Annotated in this window: 18 protein-coding genes; 11 read left to right on the top strand and 7 right to left on the bottom strand. The window is 39.8% G+C overall.

Annotated features, from left to right (window positions below; translation table 11 throughout):
- Positions 1-132: 132 nt before the first annotated feature.
- Complete coding sequence (gene trxA / locus H6G86_RS20720; RefSeq protein WP_012411639.1) at positions 133-480, bottom strand: thioredoxin; 348 nt, start codon at positions 478-480, stop codon at positions 133-135.
- A 361-nt stretch (positions 481-841) separates the two neighbouring features.
- On the bottom strand, positions 842-1,168 hold the full coding sequence (locus H6G86_RS20725) for a hypothetical protein (protein WP_190935891.1): 327 nt from the start codon (positions 1,166-1,168) through the stop codon (positions 842-844).
- Positions 1,169-1,623: 455 nt separating this feature from the next.
- Between H6G86_RS20725 and H6G86_RS20730 the strand changes: the two genes are divergently transcribed.
- Positions 1,624-1,833, top strand: coding sequence for a hypothetical protein (locus H6G86_RS20730; protein ID WP_114080571.1), 210 nt, complete (start codon positions 1,624-1,626; stop codon positions 1,831-1,833).
- Positions 1,834-2,118: 285 nt separating this feature from the next.
- Here the strand turns inward: H6G86_RS20730 and H6G86_RS20735 are convergent, their stop codons facing one another.
- Positions 2,119-2,427, bottom strand: coding sequence for a hypothetical protein (locus H6G86_RS20735; RefSeq protein WP_190935892.1), 309 nt, complete (start codon positions 2,425-2,427; stop codon positions 2,119-2,121).
- A 644-nt stretch (positions 2,428-3,071) separates the two neighbouring features.
- Between H6G86_RS20735 and H6G86_RS20740 the strand changes: the two genes are divergently transcribed.
- Positions 3,072-3,365, top strand: coding sequence for a hypothetical protein (locus H6G86_RS20740; RefSeq protein ID WP_190935893.1), 294 nt, complete (start codon positions 3,072-3,074; stop codon positions 3,363-3,365).
- A 185-nt stretch (positions 3,366-3,550) separates the two neighbouring features.
- A complete protein-coding gene (locus H6G86_RS20745) occupies positions 3,551-5,221 on the top strand; it encodes a dipeptide ABC transporter ATP-binding protein (RefSeq protein ID WP_190935894.1) in 1,671 nt (556 codons plus the stop codon).
- A gap of 71 nt (positions 5,222-5,292) precedes the next feature.
- On the opposite strand, the gene H6G86_RS20750 is transcribed toward H6G86_RS20745, so the two are convergent.
- Positions 5,293-6,249 carry a hypothetical protein gene (locus tag H6G86_RS20750; RefSeq protein ID WP_190935895.1) on the bottom strand — a complete coding sequence of 319 codons (957 nt, stop codon included), beginning with the start codon at positions 6,247-6,249 and terminating at the stop codon, positions 5,293-5,295.
- Between the two features lie 922 nt (positions 6,250-7,171).
- Here H6G86_RS20750 and H6G86_RS20755 point away from each other — a divergent pair.
- The 3 genes from H6G86_RS20755 to patX all read left to right on the top strand — a co-directional run bounded on the left by H6G86_RS20755 (position 7,172) and on the right by patX (position 11,025).
- Complete coding sequence (locus H6G86_RS20755; protein ID WP_190935896.1) at positions 7,172-8,617, top strand: sensor histidine kinase; 1,446 nt, start codon at positions 7,172-7,174, stop codon at positions 8,615-8,617.
- 303 nt (positions 8,618-8,920) lie between these two features.
- Positions 8,921-10,690 carry an FAD-dependent oxidoreductase gene (locus H6G86_RS20760; RefSeq protein WP_190935897.1) on the top strand — a complete coding sequence of 590 codons (1,770 nt, stop codon included), beginning with the start codon at positions 8,921-8,923 and terminating at the stop codon, positions 10,688-10,690.
- A gap of 107 nt (positions 10,691-10,797) precedes the next feature.
- Entirely contained in the window at positions 10,798-11,025 is a 228-nt protein-coding gene (gene patX / locus H6G86_RS20765) for a heterocyst-inhibiting protein PatX (RefSeq protein ID WP_179073657.1), read from the top strand.
- Between the two features lie 793 nt (positions 11,026-11,818).
- Here patX and H6G86_RS20770 read toward each other — a convergent pair.
- On the bottom strand, positions 11,819-12,877 hold the full coding sequence (locus H6G86_RS20770) for a class I SAM-dependent methyltransferase (RefSeq protein WP_190935898.1): 1,059 nt from the start codon (positions 12,875-12,877) through the stop codon (positions 11,819-11,821).
- A gap of 290 nt (positions 12,878-13,167) precedes the next feature.
- Here H6G86_RS20770 and gifA point away from each other — a divergent pair, with 290 nt between their 5' ends.
- Entirely contained in the window at positions 13,168-13,368 is a 201-nt protein-coding gene (gene gifA / locus H6G86_RS20775) for a glutamine synthetase inactivation factor IF7A (RefSeq protein WP_012411649.1), read from the top strand.
- 131 nt (positions 13,369-13,499) lie between these two features.
- Here gifA and glnA read toward each other — a convergent pair whose 3' ends face one another.
- A complete protein-coding gene (glnA, locus tag H6G86_RS20780) occupies positions 13,500-14,921 on the bottom strand; it encodes a type I glutamate--ammonia ligase (RefSeq protein WP_190935899.1) in 1,422 nt (473 codons plus the stop codon).
- Between the two features lie 357 nt (positions 14,922-15,278).
- Here glnA and apcB point away from each other — a divergent pair, with 357 nt between their 5' ends.
- On the top strand, positions 15,279-15,788 hold the full coding sequence (gene apcB / locus H6G86_RS20785; RefSeq protein ID WP_012411651.1) for an allophycocyanin subunit beta: 510 nt from the start codon (positions 15,279-15,281) through the stop codon (positions 15,786-15,788).
- Between the two features lie 164 nt (positions 15,789-15,952).
- On the opposite strand, the gene H6G86_RS20790 is transcribed toward apcB, so the two are convergent.
- Positions 15,953-17,092, bottom strand: a complete 1,140-nt coding sequence (locus H6G86_RS20790) for a sulfate ABC transporter substrate-binding protein (RefSeq protein ID WP_179075549.1) — start codon at positions 17,090-17,092, stop codon at positions 15,953-15,955.
- A 450-nt stretch (positions 17,093-17,542) separates the two neighbouring features.
- On the opposite strand from H6G86_RS20790, the gene H6G86_RS20795 reads away from it, so the two are divergent.
- The 3 genes from H6G86_RS20795 to cysW all read left to right on the top strand — a co-directional run bounded on the left by H6G86_RS20795 (position 17,543) and on the right by cysW (position 20,577).
- Positions 17,543-18,688, top strand: coding sequence for a sulfate ABC transporter substrate-binding protein (locus H6G86_RS20795; RefSeq protein WP_190935900.1), 1,146 nt, complete (start codon positions 17,543-17,545; stop codon positions 18,686-18,688).
- A 166-nt stretch (positions 18,689-18,854) separates the two neighbouring features.
- Positions 18,855-19,715, top strand: a complete 861-nt coding sequence (cysT, locus tag H6G86_RS20800; protein WP_190935901.1) for a sulfate ABC transporter permease subunit CysT — start codon at positions 18,855-18,857, stop codon at positions 19,713-19,715.
- Positions 19,702-20,577: a sulfate ABC transporter permease subunit CysW gene (gene cysW / locus H6G86_RS20805; protein WP_190935902.1), complete on the top strand. Its 876-nt coding sequence runs from the start codon at positions 19,702-19,704 to the stop codon at positions 20,575-20,577. Before cysT ends, cysW begins: the two co-directional genes overlap by 14 nt.
- Positions 20,578-20,655: the final 78 nt, after the last annotated feature.

Below are 20,655 nucleotides of genomic sequence, written 5' to 3' on the forward strand. Positions count from 1 at the left end.
TACAATTCATAATTATGCTTCAAGTGGTGATAAGGCCGATACTCAAAACTTCGGGAAATTTAAACACCACCTGAAACGTCAATGCCGTTATTAGATATCCAGTAAAAAGCCTTGTTAATTACGAATTAAGATTTAAACAACCTCAAGAAGCTTCTGAACAGCTTCGCTAAACTGCTCGTAAGGAGAAACTCCCACAATGGTTTCTGCTAAAATGCCATCTTTGAAAATTAAAACTGCTGGAATACTGCGAAGACCGAATTTTTTGAAAATCGGCTTATTCCTATCAACGTCTACCTTAACAACTTTGGCACGGCCTTTGTATTCTTCAGCAAGTTGCTCCATCAAAGGACTGACCAGCCGACAGGGGCCACACCAAGTAGCAGTAAAATCAACAACAACAACTTTCTCTTCACTTCCATTTAAAACAACATCAAATTCACTTTCTTCAAGATAAGCAACTATCTGAGTATCAGCAGACATTTTTTAATTCCTTAGTATCAAACTAAAATTGCAGCAAAAATCTCACTCACTATACAAACTATACCTTCTTCTGTCCGTCAGGTTCACCAGCCACCTGTATTGGCAAATCCCCGCTACTGAGCAAAAGTCAGTAGCAGGGATTTAATAATCTTACATCTGGTGCGTAGGTGTAGCCCGTCGTAGACATCGCACCCAATACTTCTCGGTTAAGCATTTTTAATTCAGAATCAGGTTTTGGGAAAAGGTTAAAGGGGAAGGGTTAAAGGTTTTTTCTTTCCCTTTGCCCCTTCCCCTTTAACCTTTAACCGAGAAGTATTGACATCGCACCTACCAACCTACCTAATCCAAAAACCTCACACCTTCAGGATGTAGAAGATGTAGAAGCATCATCTCGATCAAACAGTTCTAACAACCCAATGGTGCCTACAAAAAAAGTATAAGTGGCATATTGTATTGGCATCTTTTTTCTTGAAGGTGCATAAAAAGCTGCTATAATAGCTTCTATAAAATGGCACGTCATGGCAAAACGCTCAATCCAAAAAATTGGATTAAAGCTGCTGGGAATATTACTATTAGTTATTAATGCATAAATATTCCATGATTCTAATCCAATTGCGCTGGATATAAGAAGCGTAGATATAATTTTTACCAGTGTAAAAACTTTTCTCTTTATAAGTTTTAAGTTCATGCCATTCACAAAACAATAGTTGAAAATTCTCTACAATACTCGATGAAGTAACAGATAAGTTTATCTGTGATAATCTACGCAAAAAATATCTCAAACTCTTATTTCTCGGTGTTTTCTGTGCCTAGCTTTTCTGTTACCAATGGGTAAATCTTATGTGTGTCATCTAAAATTCACCTTAAGTCAACCAATCTTATATCATGATTTACATTTTTGTAAAAGCCCCTAAAAAAATGGACATGGTGTATTAAGTCTGCCATACCAATAAACACTATGAGTAATGAAAATTAATTTACCAGACATTTAAAAAATGATAAAAGTGTGGAATAATGCATTGGTAATAAATTTAGTCGCAATAAGAGTCATAAGTCAGGAGCCAGAATAGGCTAAACGTCTCCGCCTTGACTTCTGAATTCTTCTTCAATCCCCCTCTAGATATTGATAAAAAATGTAAACCTATGATTGCTCAACATTACAACTCAATTCACGTTGAAAACGACTTGCTTCAACAAATCCAAATTAAAGAAAATCAGTTAAGAATTGCCCAAGAATCTAATATGATCCATGTAGTAGAAGCACTACAGAGTCAGTTATTAAAGTTGCAGTGTCAATTATCAGAGCCGCAAGACGTTGAAGTTCAAGCATTGATGAGTTTGCTAGACGATTAAAATTGTACCTTTTTGTTACAAAGGTTATTTAAAACACAAAAACTCTGTTTATGGAAAGCAGAGCCTTGTTATTGTGATGCCTGAAAGTGCGATTTATGTGCTATAGCTCAAAGCTATCTAAGGTATCAGTATCATAAAATCACAATACTTCCGACTTAGATAACATACAGAACTCAGATTTGATTTTTACGAAGCTAGGTAGAACTCAAAGAAGCTTTTTTTCTGTTGCCTATTGCCTCTTGCCTATCCACACCGTGCAAATAGAAATCAAAGCTGACTGCTATATTAGGGTTTTTGCTGCGTAGGTGGTCTTTTAATCTGCTGTACTGACTCAATCTTTAGAACAGGTTTAATTGAGCGCAGCTGCCTTTGCCTAAGAATTTGAATTTCTCTCTCAATCGAATCTTTTCCTTGTCTAAAAAAGTCTTGAGAATTATATGGAACTAAGTCACGGGACAAACTTTGAGCTTGTGCAGGAGTCAAACTAGGAAGGGGTTGTTCGGCATTGGCAGAAGTTTGCACAGCCAGCAAAAAAGCTGCTGAAATCAGCAAGAGTTGGCTTTTTATACATGTGGTTAATATTAGGTTTACCATGATTGATACATCTGTTGTGTAACTGCTGCTTCAAACCATCTTCTGTTGGTCTTACTATAAGCAAGCTACACTTATTGGCTTGTGAATTACCTCCCGCAAATGGGTGAATTAATCAGTTAAACTACCTTATTAAATATCTGGAACTAGCTGATATAGGAATATACTTTAATTTTTATTCGCGCAGCGTGGTGTAGCTATACTTACTTGCGTGGGTAGGTAAGAGGCAATAGGAAAGAAGGCTTTTTGAGTTGTACGGAGTTTTTTCAAAAATCAAATATGAGTTTTATATCATCCAAGGTTCTAAATAGGAAACAGTTATGTTAGATTGGGTCGCACTCTTGGGAATAATACTACTTGGGCAATAGTCTCGATATACCTCAGTGATAGTGCTGTATTATATACTTCTTGTCTGTAACAGCTAATACTAAATCATGAAATTGTATTTTATACAGGTATTGTTGGTCAAATTTAGACAATATCAACTGAGATATTGCCTGAAACATAGTTATTCTAGGTTTTATGCTTGCTAATCGTTAAATATATAAATTTAATTTACACTAAAATATATCAGTATTTTAACTGTTGTCTTACCTGTTAATACTTACTTAATATGTAGCACAATCTTTCTCTTTATCTTAGTCATTGTGAAATCTCTTCTACAGACTTACTTAGAACAAGAAATTTGGATATTAGTACGAGAGAAGTGGTATTTCGCCACAATTATTGGAGTTTGGGATGATTTGTTGTGGTTTAAACATAGAACTTACAACAAAGATACAGAAGAGGATACTCTCTGGGAAATGGTTGTAAAAATAAGTGAAGTAGTTGCTATTGATAAAGTTAGGTCTGTTATTAGTAGAAAACCAGACGTGCTGATTTCACGGCTACTAGAAACTGAGCAAGGCATAAACGATCATCATCAAGATCATGAACATTAATTAGCTTAATAGTAAAAATACTTGCTTGTCTCCTAACATTAACTGATAAAACTTGAGACAAGCGGTATAAATCAGTAAGCTAAGAGAATAAAGATATTCGCACAACGGAGGTTTAATAATAATCTGATAGACTATCTTAAATTTGAAATTATAAAAGCTGGTAGCCCAGGGCTGATAACTAAATTATGAGTGAAGCCTTATTCTGTATCGAAAATCTGCGAGTTGCCTATCCTCAACGGAGTGGAGAAGAGGCAAGCTGGGCGGTTGATGATGTATCTTTCACCTTGCAACCAGGTGAAAGAATGGGATTGGTAGGAGAGTCAGGTTGTGGTAAGTCAACTATCGGGCGGGCAGTAATGCGTTTACTACCAGCCTCTAGTTGCGTTGAGGGAAAAGTGACATTTCAAGGACAGTCGGTGCTTGACTTGATGCCTAACCAGTTGCGGAAATTTCGAGGAGAGGCGATCGCCTTAATTTTTCAAGATCCCATGACACGCCTCGATCCGTTGATGACGATTGGTAAGCATTGTATCGAAACCCTTCAGGCGCACTCACCAGAATTATCAACGCGGGAAGCCAAAGAAAAAGCACTTGCTACTTTGGCGAAGGTGAATATCCCCGCTAGTCGCTGGAATCAGTATCCCCACGAATTTAGCGGTGGAATGCGCCAACGGGTTGCGATCGCTTTAGCTTTACTCCTCAACCCCAAGTTAATTGTTGCCGATGAACCCACCACTAGTTTAGATGTCACCGTCTCCGCGCAGATATTGCAAGAATTAACTCGCCTGTGCGGTGAAGAAAACATGGGATTGTTGCTGATTTCTCACGATTTAGCAATGGTGGCTGAGTATTGCGATCGCATTGGTGTGATGTACCAGGGCAAAATGGTCGAAATGGGTTCTACAGAAACCGTCTTTAGACAACCTCAACATGAATACACGCGATCGCTCTTAAAAGCAGCTTTACACATTCAAGCAGTAAATGATGATGGAGAATTGATAATTGCCAACGACTCAGAAAAGCAATTACCGATTATTAATAAGCAATCTCCAATTTTGAGTATTACAGAACTCAAGCAATACTACACCATAGAACCTAACTTTATCGAACGACTGTTTAACACACAAGCGCAGACAATTAAAGCAGTAGATGGTATCAACCTGGATATTTATCCAGGAGAAATTCTCGGCTTAGTCGGTGAATCAGGTTGCGGTAAAAGCACACTATCACGAACAATCCTGCAACTAATTCGTCCCACCAGTGGCAAAGTTAAATTTTTAGGACAAGATTTAACTACACTGTCACCTCAAGAAATTCGCTCCTCACGGCGACAAATCCAAATGGTTTTTCAAGATCCCCATGCTTGTCTCAATCCAGCGATGACTGTGGGACAAAGTATCGCCGATCCTTTATTTATCCACAATTTAGCCGCTCCTGTTAAGGCAAAAGAACAGGTTTTGTGGATGCTAGAGAAAGTTGGGTTAACACCCTCAGAAGTATATTATGAGCGTTATCCATCAGATTTATCTGGAGGGCAACAGCAAAGAGTTGCGATCGCTCGTGCTTTGATTACTCACCCTAAACTTTTGATTTGCGATGAACCTGTGAGTATGTTAGACGCTAGTGTGCAGTCGCAAGTGCTAGATTTGATGTTGCAATTAAAAGAAGAATTTGAGTTAACTTATCTGTTCATCACTCACGATCTCTGGTTAGCTAGATTTTTGTGCGATCGTATTGCCGTGATGAATGGTGGCAAAATTGTCGAACTCGGTCTGACAAAAACTATTTTTGCCAATCCTCAGCACCCTTATACCAAAACACTACTAGCTGCTGCCCCTTTACTAGCACGCGCCTAACTCAACAAAGTGAGTGAGGAGTTATGAATTACTAACTCCTGTACAGACGCGATTAATCGCGTCTCTAACTCCTAATTCTCTTCCCTCCCCTTAAGTAATTTAGTTGCTTCTCCACTCGAAGCATATAGTTCAACGAACCTTTTAAATAGCAATGCAGTCTCGTGATTTGAAGCTCTGCTTAATTTGAATAAACGCCCTATATTTTTATCCGCTAAAGCTCTTAAATAGGGTAAATCTTCAAATAGTGTCAAACAAGAAGCAAAATGCAATATTATTTGTAATAATGGTTTTGGCCACTCTAGGTCACTATATATATCTATAAAGAACTGATGTTCTGAGTCATTTAACGGAAAAGCATTAAATAAAACAATTATCCTTTTGTTATTGTAAACGGGAATACTCAATTCAACAGTATATGGAGTATGTAATATTAAATCTACCTCCACAATCGGTTGCCGCCAAATTCTCAACGGATTAGCTGGCGAGTCTAATATTGTTTGGAATTTGATTATTCCACCAGTGTTAGTGGGCTGAAAGTGGCTAATTTGGAAAATTTTCAGGTTATTAAGGCTAAAATTATGAACTGTTTCTAAATGCTTTAAGTTCAATAGATGATAAATTTGGCAAAGATAAGGAAACGGTAAAATATACTCCTGGCTAATCATGTGGAGCTTTTTTACTTGAAGCTTATTAGCTTGAGTACGAGCGAGATATTCTTGATATTGGCTGGCACCTAAATCATTACTGTTAAAGCTTTCGTTAGGCTTGAGATATAGCCAACTCACAAAAAAGAAAGAAGCTGTAAATAGCTGGAATATTTCTATATAAGATAAATAGCCATCAGCAAATGCAGCTATACTTCTATCGGTTATACCGAAAAGCCAAGATGGAATACCAAATATCCAGATATTACTTTTAAGTTGATCTATAAAAAGTGCTATTTCAACATTTGAGACATTTTTACCTTGATTTACACTTACTTGATTTACACTTAATTTATCATCATTTTTTAGACAATTACCAAACATAATATTTCTAATACACGTAGTTTTAGTAATCTATAAAATCTATTTATATTAATCTTAAATACCAATCTACAGCCATAACCTCTATCTTTAGCTGTATATACAAGTTGTATTTATTTCTATCTATTTAAAAAAAGTTCTTATGAGTATGGCTAAAAATTCGATCCCTGATTAGATGTAATACTAAATTCTACGCATATCTAAATTCCTTGTAAGTCTTGCTCTTAAAGCATTTAATCTTGTATTCTCGGATTTATGTATAAATTAAAAGGAACAAATTTGCTAAAATCTTTCTACTAGCTGAGTACAAAACATTAAACTATCTCACTTTTACCAAAGTGGTATATAGATAAAAAGTTTATTTTTCCTGACATAAGAAACTTATCTAAGTAGTGCGGTGTTAAAAAATCAACCTATTTAAATATAAATAAATAGGATTGCTCTATCTATTGAGGTAACAGAGATATAGGTGCTTGTATATCAAAAGAGTATTTCTAACTAGTCAGAAAGACAAAATTATGTAAAAGCCCAGAACTGTGGATCTGAATGTGAAAAAGGTCATTTTCAGGGTTTTTCGGGACTTGAGGACTTAGCGTGAAAAGTCAGAACGGCAGAACCGCGGTGATATAAAGCTCTTGCTGTTATGAAAAGCCAGGGGATTTAAATGTAACTAGTAGTTAATATTTGATATTGATTTGGGCAAAATGATCTCAGGCTCTTTCTATGACAGTAGATTTGGCCAAATTCTCTAATGATAACTTCTTCACCAGTAAATTCATAGATATGAGCAACTGTATCAAAACAAAATCTCTGCATGGCTATCGCATTTTCAAGTTACTTTACTCTGGTAATAGACAAATCAATTCACTGCATTGAGATATGGATAGTTTTCTCAATGTTTAAAACTAAAAAATAGTGAATCAGTATGTCTATTGAAGAGTTAAATCAAGAGTTAACCAGATTACGTCAATGCCTTCAGCAACTAACAACAGATAATGCTGAACTACGCCATGCAGTTCTAGAATATACTACTCAATTAAAGCAACACAAGAGCGAACAGCAAGCTGCACTGCATGAGCGCCAACGGATAGAAGAACAACTGCAAACTGCTCAACAGTTTCTGTATTCTGTGATTCAAACCATGCCTGTAGCAGTTTTTGTCAAAGATGCGGCTGATCTGCGAATTGTCTTATGTAATCAAGCCGCAGAAAAGTTAGCTGGTGTCAGTGCTGATGAAATTCTAGGGAAGAACGACTACGACCTATTTCCCAAAGAAGAGGCCGATTTTTTTACCCAGCGAGATCACGAAGCACTTAATAGCAAAACATTATTAGAGATTCCTGAAGAAATAATTCGGAAAAAAAGCGGCGAAACCCGTATTTTACAGATTAAAAAAGCTCCGATTCTTGATTCTCAAGGTCAGCCTAAATATTTACTAGTGGTTCGAGACGACATTACAGAAGATAAACAAGCAGAAGCTCAACTCAAACAGCAAGCAATAGAACTAGAGCAAACTCTCAAAGAATTACAAAGTACTCAAGCTCAACTTATCCAAAGTGAGAAAATGTCGTCTCTGGGTCAATTAGTTGCTGGAGTTGCCCATGAAATCAATAATCCAGTAAATTTTATCTATGGCAATTTAACTTATGCTAACCAATATATCCAACAACTACTGAATCTACTTTATCTTTACCGCATCAACTATCCCAATCCTGCTCTTGAAATTCAAACGACAATTCAAGAGATGGAATTAGATTTTTTAGTCGAAGATTTGCTGAAATTACTCTCTTCAATGGAAGTCGGTGCTGAACGCATACAGCAAATTGTGGTTTCTCTTCGTACCTTTTCGCGGCTAGATGAAGCCGAGTTAAAAGCAGTGGATATTCATCAGGGTATTGACAGTACACTGAGTATTTTGGAGCATCGTTTGAAAACTAGAGCCAATCATGTCCAAATTCAGGTTCTTAAAGATTATGACAATTTACCTTTAGTTGAGTGCTATGCTGGCCAGCTAAATCAAGTATTTATGAATATTTTGTCCAATGCAATCGATGCTTTAGAAGAGCCATTAATTCAAGGTAAACTCTCGCATAACCAGCCACAAATTCGCATTTGTACTCAACAACTGAATCCTCAAAAAATAGTTATTCGGATCATCGATAATGGCCCTGGTATTCCCGAACAAGTTAGACAAAAGTTATTTGATCCTTTTTTTACTACCAAAGATGTAGGGAAAGGTACTGGTTTAGGTTTATCAATTAGCTATCAGATTATTACCGAGCGGCATGGTGGTTCGTTAGAGTGTGTTTCTTCTCTTGAAGGGGGAGCAGAACTTATTATTACAATTCCAGTTGCACAACCCAAACAGTAATTTGGATTCAAAATGTGTGATTGCAGGTATCTGGAACATAGCGAGGATTTGGGGGATTGGTCAACTACAATTCACAATTTGCAATGACGCTCTTTCGTCGCTAACGCTGCGAAGATCGCAATTTGCAGTTAAAAAAATATAAAGTTGATAAATCGAATCAGGAATAAGAATTTATTCTGTTTTAGTTAGAACCAAGTTTCGCCTGAAAACCTTTAATGCTCAGTATCTGAAAAATAAAATAATTTATCTATTTGATGCCAAGCTATCTGGGGGAATATAACGAAACTCCAGTGAGGTTAAGCAATGGTTAATCAGACATACACAGTTGATGTCTTAGTTGTCGGTGGAGGAACCGGAGGTACTGCGGCTGCTATCCAAGCGGCGCGACGGGGAGCTAAAACGATTCTGGTGAGTGAATTTTCTTGGTTAGGGGGAATGCTAACTTCGGCTGGGGTGTCTGTACCCGATGGCAACGAATTAGAAGCCTTTCAAACGGGTTTATGGGGTGCGTTTTTGCAGGAATTGCGGCAACGGCAGCCCGGAGGATTAGATAACAGCTGGGTAAGCTTTTTTAGTTACGATCCTCAAATTGGGGCAGAGATTTTTGCAAACTGGGTGCAGGAATTGCCAAATCTGCACTGGATTTCTGGACAAGTACCAATAGAGGTATTTCGCCAAGGTGATTCTATTACTGGTGTGCGCTTTGGTGATTTTGCTGTCACAGCCAAAATTATTCTCGATGGTACAGAATTAGGAGATTTATTAGCTTTAGCTGAGATACCTTACCGTTGGGGTTGGGAATTGCAATCTGAGTGGGGAGAACCAAGCGCCCCAGTGGATTTTAACTCTTTCACCCAGAAATATCCTGTGCAAGCACCTACTTATGTAGTGATTATGCAAGACTTTGGTGATGCAATTGCACCAGAAATTCCGGCTGTCCCTAACTATAATCCATCCCAGTTTGCAGATGCTTGGGATGGCTATGGAGCAGAGACATTTTTGAATTATGGGCGTTTGCCTGGTAATCGATTCATGATTAATTGGCCAATCTGTGGCAATGACTACGGCCAAGGAGTAGGGCGGCTGATAGAGTCAGATGTGTCCAGAGGTGAATTCATCCAAGAATCTCGCTGGCATAGCCAAAATTTTGCCCATTTTATCCAAAATCAGCTTGGTCGTCGCTATGGTTTAGCAGAAAAAGTATTTCCTCACGCCTCTACAGCTTTTGCACTGCATCCCTATTATCGGGAAAGCCGCCGCTTATTGGGACTAACTACTGTCCGAGAACAGGATATTTTGCCGATTGCCGGGGGAAGAGTTGCATCTATATTTAATGATGCAATCGCAGTTGGTAACTACGCCAATGACCATCATTATCCTGGTGTTCAATTCTCACTGCAACCAAAATCTATCCGTTGGGGCGGGCGTTGGACTGGGACACCCTTTACAATTCCCTACAGTTCCCTAATTCCAGCCACAACAGATGGTTTCTTGGTTTGTGAAAAGAACATTTCTGTTTCTCACATTGCCAATGGCGCTACCAGATTACAACCTGTGGTTATGGGCATCGGTCAAGCAGCAGGTATGGCGGCGGCGATGTGTGTTGAGTTAAACTGTCAGCCGAGGCATTTACCTGTTAGATCACTGCAAACAGCTTTATTAGAGGATAATCGTTCAAAAACAGCAATTATTCCTTTATTTAATCTTCCACCCAATCGTTCGGATTGGCTGTACTGGCAACTGTATTACTTAAATAACCCACAAGCCTATCCAGTTAGTGGTTATTGCCCTTGCCCATCGGAGAATGAGTACCCTGACTCTGCTTTTGATAAGGCATTAATTGGGGAAAGTAACTGTTTCAAAGGCATTTTCTCCCGCTTGGAACAGCAGGAATACAGATTTGCTGTCACAGCGCCAGCCGCATATCAAGGGCAAAATTGGCAGCTTGTGACTTTGCGATCGCATATCGACGAGCAATTACGCGCTTACCCCCACGAACAATTAGTTACATTGTGGGGTCGTCATAATCACTTTGGTAATTGGTTATTAGTCGAACATTTAAACGGAGGATAAGAAGAGTTTATTTTCAGTAAAACAGAATACTTTTTGATTAATTGTCCGGATATTAATCAAAAAGCTAAGTATCAGTGAAGTGGAGAGTTCCAAAATAGACATTTGCTATGCGTGCTGCCATTTCACTTTTAGTATCGAGTCTGGTGTTCGGCCCCTTAGCTTCTAACTGCCAAGCAATGGTCAATCACTTATCAACTGGGCTACTTTCCACGCCTACTTCGGAACAGTGGCTCTCGGCAGCATCTGAACAAAATCCAGATGATGCGCCACGTCATCGCGGTAGTGGGCGTAGGGAAGTTACACAAAAATTCAAAAATACCTATGTTGTGGTTTAACCACCGTAGGATAATGCCTGTTCTTCCAAAAGAACCAAAACTAAAGTTCCAGAAAACACGATGTTGTGCCAACATATTTGACACAGCTTTTGTGACAGAGATATATACAGTTGACACACGAAAATCTTCAGCAATCGCTTAGTATTTCAACTGCAAGCTTTGTATATCATTAGTTGGTCTTTTAATCCTGGCGATCAAAACGCAAATAAAATTAAGTGTCTTGATCAGCAGCATTAACAACTCCCAAAAGCTACATAACTGTTGCTTATATTCGGTGGGAAGCTCTGCGTCTTAATCCTTAACGGCTCTAGAAATAGATGTTATTTAGACTATCAGTTAATCTAAAGCACGTCTAATTCAAACATTTTGCTTGTTAAGGAAATAGTCTTAAGGCAACTTCATTCACTTTATTCCCCAATATCTTTTCTTCTCATACATTGAGTAGCTGGTTTCTATATGAGCAACTAATGGATCTTCACTTCGACGCGTGTTTAGCGTCCTTTACCTAAGCATAAAATCCCTTTCGTTCCATTTGAGCTTATCTAGGACATGGATTCGCACAAGTAGTATAGATTTATTGCATTTGGCAATAAATATTACTATTTATGAGCTACTCTTGCACCCTGGTTCGTTCTCCTCGTAGATGGTGTTCAACGAAATAAATATTAAGAAGAATTTGCTAGATAATCTCACTCATCTTAATTATTCTACACCCAATGACAGATGCAAAATTTTGCATCTGTCCTTTTTAGGTAAAGTTTCCTTAAAGAAAAGGCAATGAAAAGGTATTGTTTCAAGCTGGCTTATGAGCAATTAAATACTTGCTCATAAAATGGTCTTGTATCTCAATATTCTCAAAGCCTACTCTCTGTAAACGTTCTAGCAAGTTATCAGTGGTGTAATGCCTGTAATAGGGTTCATGGAAAGTTTCGGGAAAAGAATCCATTATATGTTCCAACTCAGGTGAATCACTCAACTGAATGGAGTCACAGAGAATAAAGACTCCGCCTGGTTTTGTCACCCGGAAGCATTGCTCAATAACTGTCTGACGTACAGATGCTGGTAACTCATGAAAGAGAAAAACAGAAGTTACAGCATGAAAATAATCATCTACATAAGGTAACTCTTCGGCATTCCCTTGCAAAAGTTGCGGTAGTTCTCCTGGGATTTGCGATAGTAGTTCATTTGCTTTCCGCAAATAAGCTGGTGACAAATCTGTGCCAAACAGAGATGCTTGAGGCAAGGCTGCCCGAATTAACTTTAAAGTCCGCCCAGTTCCACAAGCTACATCCAAAATACGGACTTGCTTTGGTGTAAACGAATCAAAAGCTTTCAGCCCTTGCTTGAGAGGAGCAAGAATTCGCCGCCGCATCGCATCAGCTGCCCCACCAAAAAGAATTTCTACTTGTAAGTCATATAAATTGGCTGACAAGTCACTTAAATAGCCATTGCTTTGGTGATGGAAGTTCTGCACGTAGTAGCTGGGATAACCATCTGTGTCAATTTCGGGCGAAAAATCTTGATAATTTTGTTGTTTAACCCGCTTCCAGATTTGAGGAGAATCTAGCCACACTAGAGGATAGTAGGAAAAAAAGTCTTGCCAGGGGTTATCAAACAATAAACTTTCCGGATAGACACCTTTTTGGGCATCTTGCCAGTCTGTTTCGAGCAGCTGGTTCAATCTCTGTTGAAGCTTGACTAAAAGCTCATTTGGGATGGGTTTGGTCTTTTGTTGAAGTGTCGGATACACCAAGTTCCTCAACTGTGAACTTAATATCTTGTGAGCCAGACCAAAGTAATTTTTACCCTGCTGAAAGGTCTGATAAGTCAGCTTAGTTAAACTCTCAGGCATAAAAATAGCTTAAGTTTTGATTGCTTCTATGTAAATAATTGTAACGAAAAAATTACCTACTGTTGGAAAAGTAAAAGCTCCCAGGCAAGACAAACCTGAAGCCAGATGATTTTAGCCATCAGAGATAGATTTAGGAAGATTTTTCCAGCTTTGGGGACAAATGGCTAAGATTGTCAGCAAAACAAAACATAAAGTTATGTAAAAAGTAGCTTATGTTACAGAATTTTTGTTATATTAGTCTTGTAGGAAAACAAAAATTATATATTCACAAAATAGAGAGGACTATGGTTATGTCTATCGCAGATAAATCTCGTGCGTTGATGGTGCGTGAACATCAGCAAGTCAAGAATCGCCAACAATCAATGCTGATGCGGGCTGCACAAGAACTTGGTCTTCCTGAAGAAGTATCTCACTACTGGAACCCAATTCAAGGCAAGGTAGATGCTAGTAGTCGGATGATTTATGGCCCAAGCCACGCTTCCATGAGTTAAGTTTCAAGAGTTTGAAGCTAGATTTTTTGAGTGAATATCTCAACTGGCAATTCTGGAAAAAAAAGCCACCCTGTACTCTAGGGTGGCTAAACTTATTAATTTTAGTTAGATACGATTCTTAATTTAATTAATTAAGCATCGTAGTAGAGGTAAAACTCATAGGGATGAGGACGTAGCTGTAACTGCTTGGCTTCGTTAAGCTTGTAGTCAATCCAATTTTCGATAAAGTCTTCCGTGAATACGCCTGATTCTGTCAAGAAAGCGTGGTCGTTTTCTAGTGCTTGCAATGCCAGTTCTAAAGAACTTGGAGTTGAGGGAACCTTTGCAAGCTCTTCTGGAGAGAGTTCATAGATATTCTTATCTAAGGGTTCACCAGGATGTATTTTGTTCTTGATGCCGTCGATACCAGCACAAAGCATTGCAGCAAATGCCAAGTAGGGGTTAGATGTAGCATCTGGACAACGGAATTCTAAACGCTTGGCTTTGGGGTTTTTACCAGATAGAGGAATACGGATAGAAGCAGAACGGTTCCCTTCAGAATAAGCCAAGTTTACAGGAGCTTCATAACCAGGTACTAGGCGCTTGTATGAGTTGGTACTGGGGTTGGTAATTGCTAACAGCGCTGGTGCGTGTTTGAGAAGACCACCAATGTAGTACAACGCCATATCACTCAAACCAGCATACTTATCACCTGCAAACAGAGGTTGGCCGTCTCTCCAGATAGACTGGTGACAGTGCATTCCCGAACCGTTATCGCCAAAAATCGGTTTTGGCATGAAGGTGACAGTTTTGCCGTATTTATTGGCAACGTTCTTGATGACATATTTGTAAATCATCAACCAGTCAGCCGCTTCGATCAACTTCCCAAACTTGAAACCTAGTTCGCACTGACCACCAGTAGCAACTTCGTGGTGATGCTTTTCAATGGGCACACCTAATTCTGCCATTGTCAACAGCATCTCTGTACGGATGTCTTGGAAAGAATCCGTCGGTGCGACTGGGAAGTAACCTTCTTTGAAGCGTGGTTTGTAACCCAAGTTGGGTTTTGCATCTGTACCGGCTTTACCAGAATTCCAAGCACCTTCTTCGGAGTCTAAGAAGTAATAGCCTTCGTTAGCAGTTTGGGCAAACCTAGCACTATCAAAGATAAAGAACTCAGCTTCAGGGCCAAAGAAGGCTGTATCACCAATGCCACTGGCAACCAAGTAATCTATTGCTTTTTGGGCAATAACCCGTGGGCAACGGTTGTATGGTTCACCCGTGCGGGGGTCTTTAATACTACAAATTATACTTAGTGTTGGCACTTCCATGAATGGGTCGATCCAAGCAGTGTTGGGGTCGAGTACCATCGTCATGTCCGATTCGTTGATCGCTTTCCAACCCCGAATGCTGGAACCGTCAAAGGCTACGCCATCAGTGAACGCAGTCTCATCGATTTGGTTTTGGTACAGTGTGAGGTGCTGCCAAGTCCCTACTGTGTCGATGAATTTGAGATCAATCAGTTGAATTTTTTCATCTTGAATTCTCTTCAAGAGTTCTTGTGGTGTAGTCATTGTTACTCCTTCTCTACCAATTTCCTAAAGTCAACCAGAATCTTACATTGCATCCTAACCCTGCTGATCTCAATCAGACCGTGACACACCAGAAATATCTTAAATAGTAGACATTAGCTGATTTTGTAGTTTATGTTACAGATATCTGGATTATCAGGTTATATTAACCTTTCAGCGCTCATCTGTACAAAACTGGAAAGTTCATCATATAGGGGTCAACTTTGGCATAGAATCCTTAAATAGTGGATAGATTGTTTTTGTGCCGAATCTATTTTAAATAGCACAAAAATTTACTGGTGCGTAAGTGCAGCCAAATAAATATCAAACCATAAATAGCAAGGATTGGGAGAAAAAAGAATGCGCGATGCGGTAACAAGTTTAATTAAGAATTATGACTTAGCTGGTCGGTATTTTGACCGGAATGCGATCGATAGCCTAAAGTCTTACTTTGACAGTGGTACAGTGCGAGTCCAAGCGGCGGCAGCGATTAATTCTAATGCGGCTGCACTTGTCAAGCAGGCGGGTTTGAAGTTATATGAAGAACTGCCAGAATTGATTCGTCCCGGTGGAAATTCCTATACAACTCGTCGTTATGCAGCTTGTCTGCGCGACCTTGATTACTACTTGCGCTACGCTACCTATGCGCTAGTTGCTGGGAACACAAATGTATTGGATGAACGAGTGCTACAAGGGCTACGGGAAACTTACAATTCTCTAGGCGTGCCTATTGGGCCTACGGTTCGCGGTATCCAGATTCTCAAGGATCTGATTAAGGAGCAAGTAGCAGCAGCAGGTGTGGTTAATACTGCTTTTGTGGATGAACCATTTGATCACATCACACGCGAATTGAGCGAACAGGATATTTAGATTTTAGGTGGGCGGGATGTCTGCCACGACATAATTACGACATAAATATAAATAGCGATCGCACTTTTGTCTTTGTTGGGAAAGAGCGATCGCTTTTTTAATCCAAGTTTTTGCCGCTAAAGGGCAATATCACGCCTCTCTAAATCTAGTTCAAAAAGACTATGTTAGCGTTGTCCACTTTGTATTTTGTCGAAGATTGCGCCGTCATCGAAAAACTTCTTCTGAACAGTATCCCAGCCTCCCAAACTCTGAACGTTGTAAAGCTTAGAAATCTTGGGAAATTTATTCTGTACTTCCTTGATTACAGTGGAGTTAACAGGTCGAAAACCAACTTTGGCAAATTCACGTTGAGCTTCCGGGGTAAAAAGAAACTTTACGAAACCTTCTGAAACCTTGCGGGTACCGTGCTTGTCAACATTCTTATCCACAACTGCTACTGGCCCATCTATAGAAATGTTCACCTGCGGAACCACATAAGAAGGTGAAGTTTTTCCTTGTTGTGCTGCTAAGATAATCTCGTTTTCGTAGTTAAGCAGAACATCCCCTTGACCTTTCTTGTAAAAGACATCGCTCGATTCGCGCGCATCTTTAGGTAACACAGGGACATTGCGAAAGACTTGGGTAACATAGTTAAGAGCTTGAGCTTCACTTCCACCATTTTTGGTGATTGCACCCCACAAAGCCAGGAAATTCCACCGCGCACCTCCTGAAGTTTTGGGGTTTGCTGTAATCACCTTGACCCCTGGTTTAGTTAAATCACTCCAATTCTGGATCTTTTTCGGATTACCTTCACGAGTTTCTAGAGCGACTACTGAGTGGGTAACAATTGAGTTATTTGATGCTTCCTTCTCCCAACCTGGTTGAATCAGTCCGGCTTTTTCAATTTTTTTGGTATCTAATGCCAGCGCCAAGGCTACAACATCTGCTTCTAATCCGTCAATTACTGCACGGGTTTGAGAGCCAGAGCCACCATAGCTTTCCCGAATCACTACATCTTGACCTTTTTCGCGTTTCCATTTCGCTACAAATTCAGGAATGATTTTCTGGTAAGCGGCTTTGGTGACTGCGTAGGAAACCAAAGTTATTTCAACTGTCTTACCACCTTGACTAATCAATTGAGGCTTCTGGTTAATAGAAATAGTTTTATTAGCAGTCCCCGCAGCATAAGCAGGAATAAGGACACTTAAGCTCAAGCCAGTTGCTAATAAGAATGCAGAGGTTTTAGTTGAGGCAGGCTTTAATTGCAGAAATAGTTGTCTGGCTGGGCGGAAAACTTGTAACTTTTTGGCTTGCAGATGTGTCATAGAAGCTGGATGTTGTGTAGTTGCTTGATCAAACAACGGTAATTTGACCGGATTACCGTTGTTTGTCTTTAGGAAGAGATTATCAGATTAATTCTCAAAATTCAACTATTTTTTATACTAAAAATTTTGATTTTTCCTGGGGAAACTCGTAGTGAAGATACGTAAAATATCCGACTACTATTTCAAATGAGGGAGAAAAATAATTAATGCCTAATTCTCAATTCCCAAGCAAATTGCTTGATACATCGGCTAGCGAATTGCAATCGCAACTTGATACTTGAAAATAAAAGTATTGTAATTCCTTACATAATTGGTAGAATCACCATATTCTTGATGAAGAATGTGAGGTTTATTGGTGTTTGCAACTAGTTAGATGTAATCATCCGGTATGATAAACACTATATAACTGTATTCCCATCAGTTATCTGTAGATTTAGCGGAGGAAATGGAATGAGTTTGTGGCAACACCCACTGAAAAGATTACAAGCGCTCGCTGAACATGGAACATATCGGTTCAGACTAAATTCGCTTAAAGGTTTTGTATCACTCTTTTTAGTAGGGACTGTATTGAGTGTGGCGCTTGCCGCCTGCTCTGGTGGAGGAACTGGGAATACTTCTTCTGAAACCCCTAATGCTAGCGCTACTCCTGTGGCTGCAAACAAAGATAGTGTTGAACTAACTCTGGTTTCCTTTGCTGTCACCAAAGCGGCTCACGAAGCAATTATTCCTAAATTTGTAGAACAGTGGAAGAAAGATCATAACCAAACTGTCGTCTTCAAGCAAAGCTATGGCGGCTCTGGTTCTCAAACTCGCGCTGTTATCGATGGCTTGGAAGCAGATGTCGTCCACTTGGCACTAGCTGGAGACACTTCAAAGATTGAGAAGGCTGGATTGATTCAGCCAGGATGGGAGAAAGAAGTTCCCAACAACGGTATTGTCTCCAAATCAGTTGCAGCATTAGTAACTCGTTCCGGCAATCCTAAAGACATCAAAAACTGGCAAGATTTAGCTAAAGACGGTGTAAAACTAATTACTGCTAACCCCAAAACTTCAGGTGTTGCTAAGTGGAATTTCTTAGCGCTATGGGATTCTGTGATTAAAACAGGTGGCGATGAGGCTAAAGCTACTGAATTTGTGACTAAAGTGTACAAAAATGTACCAATATTGCCTAAAGATGCACGGGAAGCTACTGATACATTTGCCAAGCAAGGGCAGGGAGATGTCTTAATCAACTACGAAAACGAAGTGATTTTGGCACAGCAAAAGGGCGAAAAAGTTGATTATGTCATTCCCGATGTAAACATATCCATCGACAATCCGATCGCAGTGGTAGATAAGAATGTCGATAAGCATGGAAACCGCGAAGTTGCTGAAGGTTTTGTGAAATACCTCTATACTCCAGAAGCACAGCAAGAGTTTGTCAAATTAGGATTCCGTCCTGTGGATGAGAGTTTAGCTCAAACGAAGGAAGTCAAAGACAAATTTCCCAAGGTGAAAACTTTGGGTACAGTTGCAGACTTGGGCGGTTGGGAAGCAATCGATAAGAAGTTCTTTGCAGATGGGGGCGTGTTTGATAAGATTCAATCCCAAAAATAAACGGTAATTAAGTAATTCGTAATTCGTAATTCGTAATTCGTAGTGATGACCATGCAACTTTTTTATCGAAAATTAAAATTTGTTGGAATGTCTTTGAATTACGAATTAGCAGTTACGAATACTGGCAAAAAGCTTCTTGTGAAATTTAAATTTTGAATTCTTGACTATGACGACTGTATCTTCTTCTTTGGAAGTTGAGCGCAAAACACCATTCTGGAAGAAATTGCGGCGGGTTCCCTGGACTTGGCGAATCACCATAGCATACCTGACAGTGATGTTGTTTATCCCCATAATTGCCATGTTCCTGAAAGCGAGTACGGAACCTCCGGCGAGATTTTGGGCGATCGCCACCAGTGACATCGCATTAGCTACATACAACGTTACTTTTGTGACAGCGCTCTTTGCTGCCTTACTCAATGGCGTATTTGGTACCCTAATTGCTTGGGTTCTGGTGCGCTACGACTTTCCCTTCAAACGCTTGATTGATGCCACAGTAGATTTACCCTTTGCCCTGCCAACTTCGGTAGCAGGGTTAACCCTAGCAACTGTTTACAGTGATAATGGCTGGATAGGTTCGCTACTAGCACCACTGGGAATTAAGGTAGCTTTTACTCGCACAGGAGTAGCGGTGGCAATGATATTTATCTCACTACCATTTATTGTGAGAACTGTGCAACCCGTACTTCAGGAAATGGAACATGAAATTGAAGAAGCTTCTTGGTGTTTGGGCGCTTCTCAATGGCAGACCTTCTGGAAAGTAATTTTGCCACCTTTATTTCCGACGATTTTAACTGGTGTTGCCTTGGGTTTCTCCCGTGCGGTTGGCGAATATGGGTCAACTGTAATTATCTCTTCTAATACGCCCTATCAAGATTTGATCGCACCTGTACTGATTTTCCAACGGTTAGAGCAGTATGACTATTCTGGTGCAACAGTAATTGGCATAGTTTTACTATCAATTTCGTTGGTATTGCTATTGGCAATTAATTTCTTACAAGCATGGGCAAGGAGATATGACACTAGATAAGCCAAGTTTTCATTCATCTGTATCTGATACACATACAGCCAAGCCGAAAGAACAGAAGAGTTGGGTGCCAATAGTTTTAATTGGTATAGCGATCGCTTATTTAGCTTTAGTTCAATACATCCCTGCAATCAACGTTTTTGTTCAAGCCTTCAGCAAGGGAGTTGGGCCATTTCTATCCAACCTGACACGACCAGCTTTTCTCCATGCAGCTTGGCTGACACTGTTGCTGGCTGTAATTTCTCTGCCCTTGAATACAATATTTGGGTTATGTGCAGCTTGGGCGATCGCTCGTCATAAATTTCCTGGACGCGCCATAGTTTTAAGCATTATTGACCTGCCCTTTTCCATCTCGCCCGTAGTTGCAGGATTGATGATTGTGCTACTTTACGGACGCAATGGGTGGTTTGGCCCTTGGCTCCAGGCACATGATATCAAAATAATCTTTGCCTTTCCAGGTATGGTGCTGGCTACAGCCTTCGTGAGTATGCCCTTTGTGGCGCGGGAAGTGATTCCCGTTTTAGAGGAATTTGGTAAGGATCAAGAAGAAGCTGCTAGAACTCTCGGTGCGAAAGATTGGCAAATATTTTGGCGTGTCACCTTACCTAGCATCCGTTGGGGCTTGCTCTATGGTTTAATTTTAACCAATGCCAGAGCAATGGGCGAATTCGGGGCAGTTTCGGTGGTATCTGGCAACATTGCTGACCAAACCCAGAGCTTACCACTGTTTGTAGAAGATGCTTACAAACAGTATGAAACCGAAGCTGCCTTCTCTGCGGCTGTATTGTTAGCATTGCTAGCAGTAGTAACTTTGGTGCTGAAAGAGATTTTAGAACGGAAAACCCGCATCAAAGATGTTGAATAGTTAGGTTTTGGGCATGGGGCATTGGGCATTGGTTATTCATCCTTGTTTCCCTCCACCCCTCTGCCCCCACTTCCCTCT

The sequence above is a fragment of the Nostoc sp. FACHB-133 genome, from assembly GCF_014698055.1.
Taxonomy (GTDB): domain Bacteria; phylum Cyanobacteriota; class Cyanobacteriia; order Cyanobacteriales; family Nostocaceae; genus Nostoc.

Excerpts from the sequence above, each read along its gene's own strand:
- trxA (WP_012411639.1), bottom strand. The coding sequence starts at position 480 with ATGTCTGCTGATACTCAGATAGTTGCTTATCTTGAAGAAAGTGAATTT.
- H6G86_RS20725 (WP_190935891.1), bottom strand. The coding sequence starts at position 1,168 with ATGAACTTAAAACTTATAAAGAGAAAAGTTTTTACACTGGTAAAAATT.
- H6G86_RS20730 (WP_114080571.1), top strand. The coding sequence starts at position 1,624 with ATGATTGCTCAACATTACAACTCAATTCACGTTGAAAACGACTTGCTT.
- H6G86_RS20735 (WP_190935892.1), bottom strand. The coding sequence starts at position 2,427 with ATGGTAAACCTAATATTAACCACATGTATAAAAAGCCAACTCTTGCTG.
- H6G86_RS20745 (WP_190935894.1), top strand. The coding sequence starts at position 3,551 with ATGAGTGAAGCCTTATTCTGTATCGAAAATCTGCGAGTTGCCTATCCT.
- H6G86_RS20750 (WP_190935895.1), bottom strand. The coding sequence starts at position 6,249 with ATGTTTGGTAATTGTCTAAAAAATGATGATAAATTAAGTGTAAATCAA.
- H6G86_RS20755 (WP_190935896.1), top strand. The coding sequence starts at position 7,172 with ATGTCTATTGAAGAGTTAAATCAAGAGTTAACCAGATTACGTCAATGC.
- H6G86_RS20760 (WP_190935897.1), top strand. The coding sequence starts at position 8,921 with ATGGTTAATCAGACATACACAGTTGATGTCTTAGTTGTCGGTGGAGGA.
- patX (WP_179073657.1), top strand. The coding sequence starts at position 10,798 with ATGCGTGCTGCCATTTCACTTTTAGTATCGAGTCTGGTGTTCGGCCCC.
- H6G86_RS20770 (WP_190935898.1), bottom strand. The coding sequence starts at position 12,877 with ATGCCTGAGAGTTTAACTAAGCTGACTTATCAGACCTTTCAGCAGGGT.
- gifA (WP_012411649.1), top strand. The coding sequence starts at position 13,168 with ATGTCTATCGCAGATAAATCTCGTGCGTTGATGGTGCGTGAACATCAG.
- glnA (WP_190935899.1), bottom strand. The coding sequence starts at position 14,921 with ATGACTACACCACAAGAACTCTTGAAGAGAATTCAAGATGAAAAAATT.
- apcB (WP_012411651.1), top strand. The coding sequence starts at position 15,279 with ATGCGCGATGCGGTAACAAGTTTAATTAAGAATTATGACTTAGCTGGT.
- H6G86_RS20790 (WP_179075549.1), bottom strand. The coding sequence starts at position 17,092 with ATGACACATCTGCAAGCCAAAAAGTTACAAGTTTTCCGCCCAGCCAGA.
- H6G86_RS20795 (WP_190935900.1), top strand. The coding sequence starts at position 17,543 with ATGAGTTTGTGGCAACACCCACTGAAAAGATTACAAGCGCTCGCTGAA.
- cysT (WP_190935901.1), top strand. The coding sequence starts at position 18,855 with ATGACGACTGTATCTTCTTCTTTGGAAGTTGAGCGCAAAACACCATTC.
- cysW (WP_190935902.1), top strand. The coding sequence starts at position 19,702 with ATGACACTAGATAAGCCAAGTTTTCATTCATCTGTATCTGATACACAT.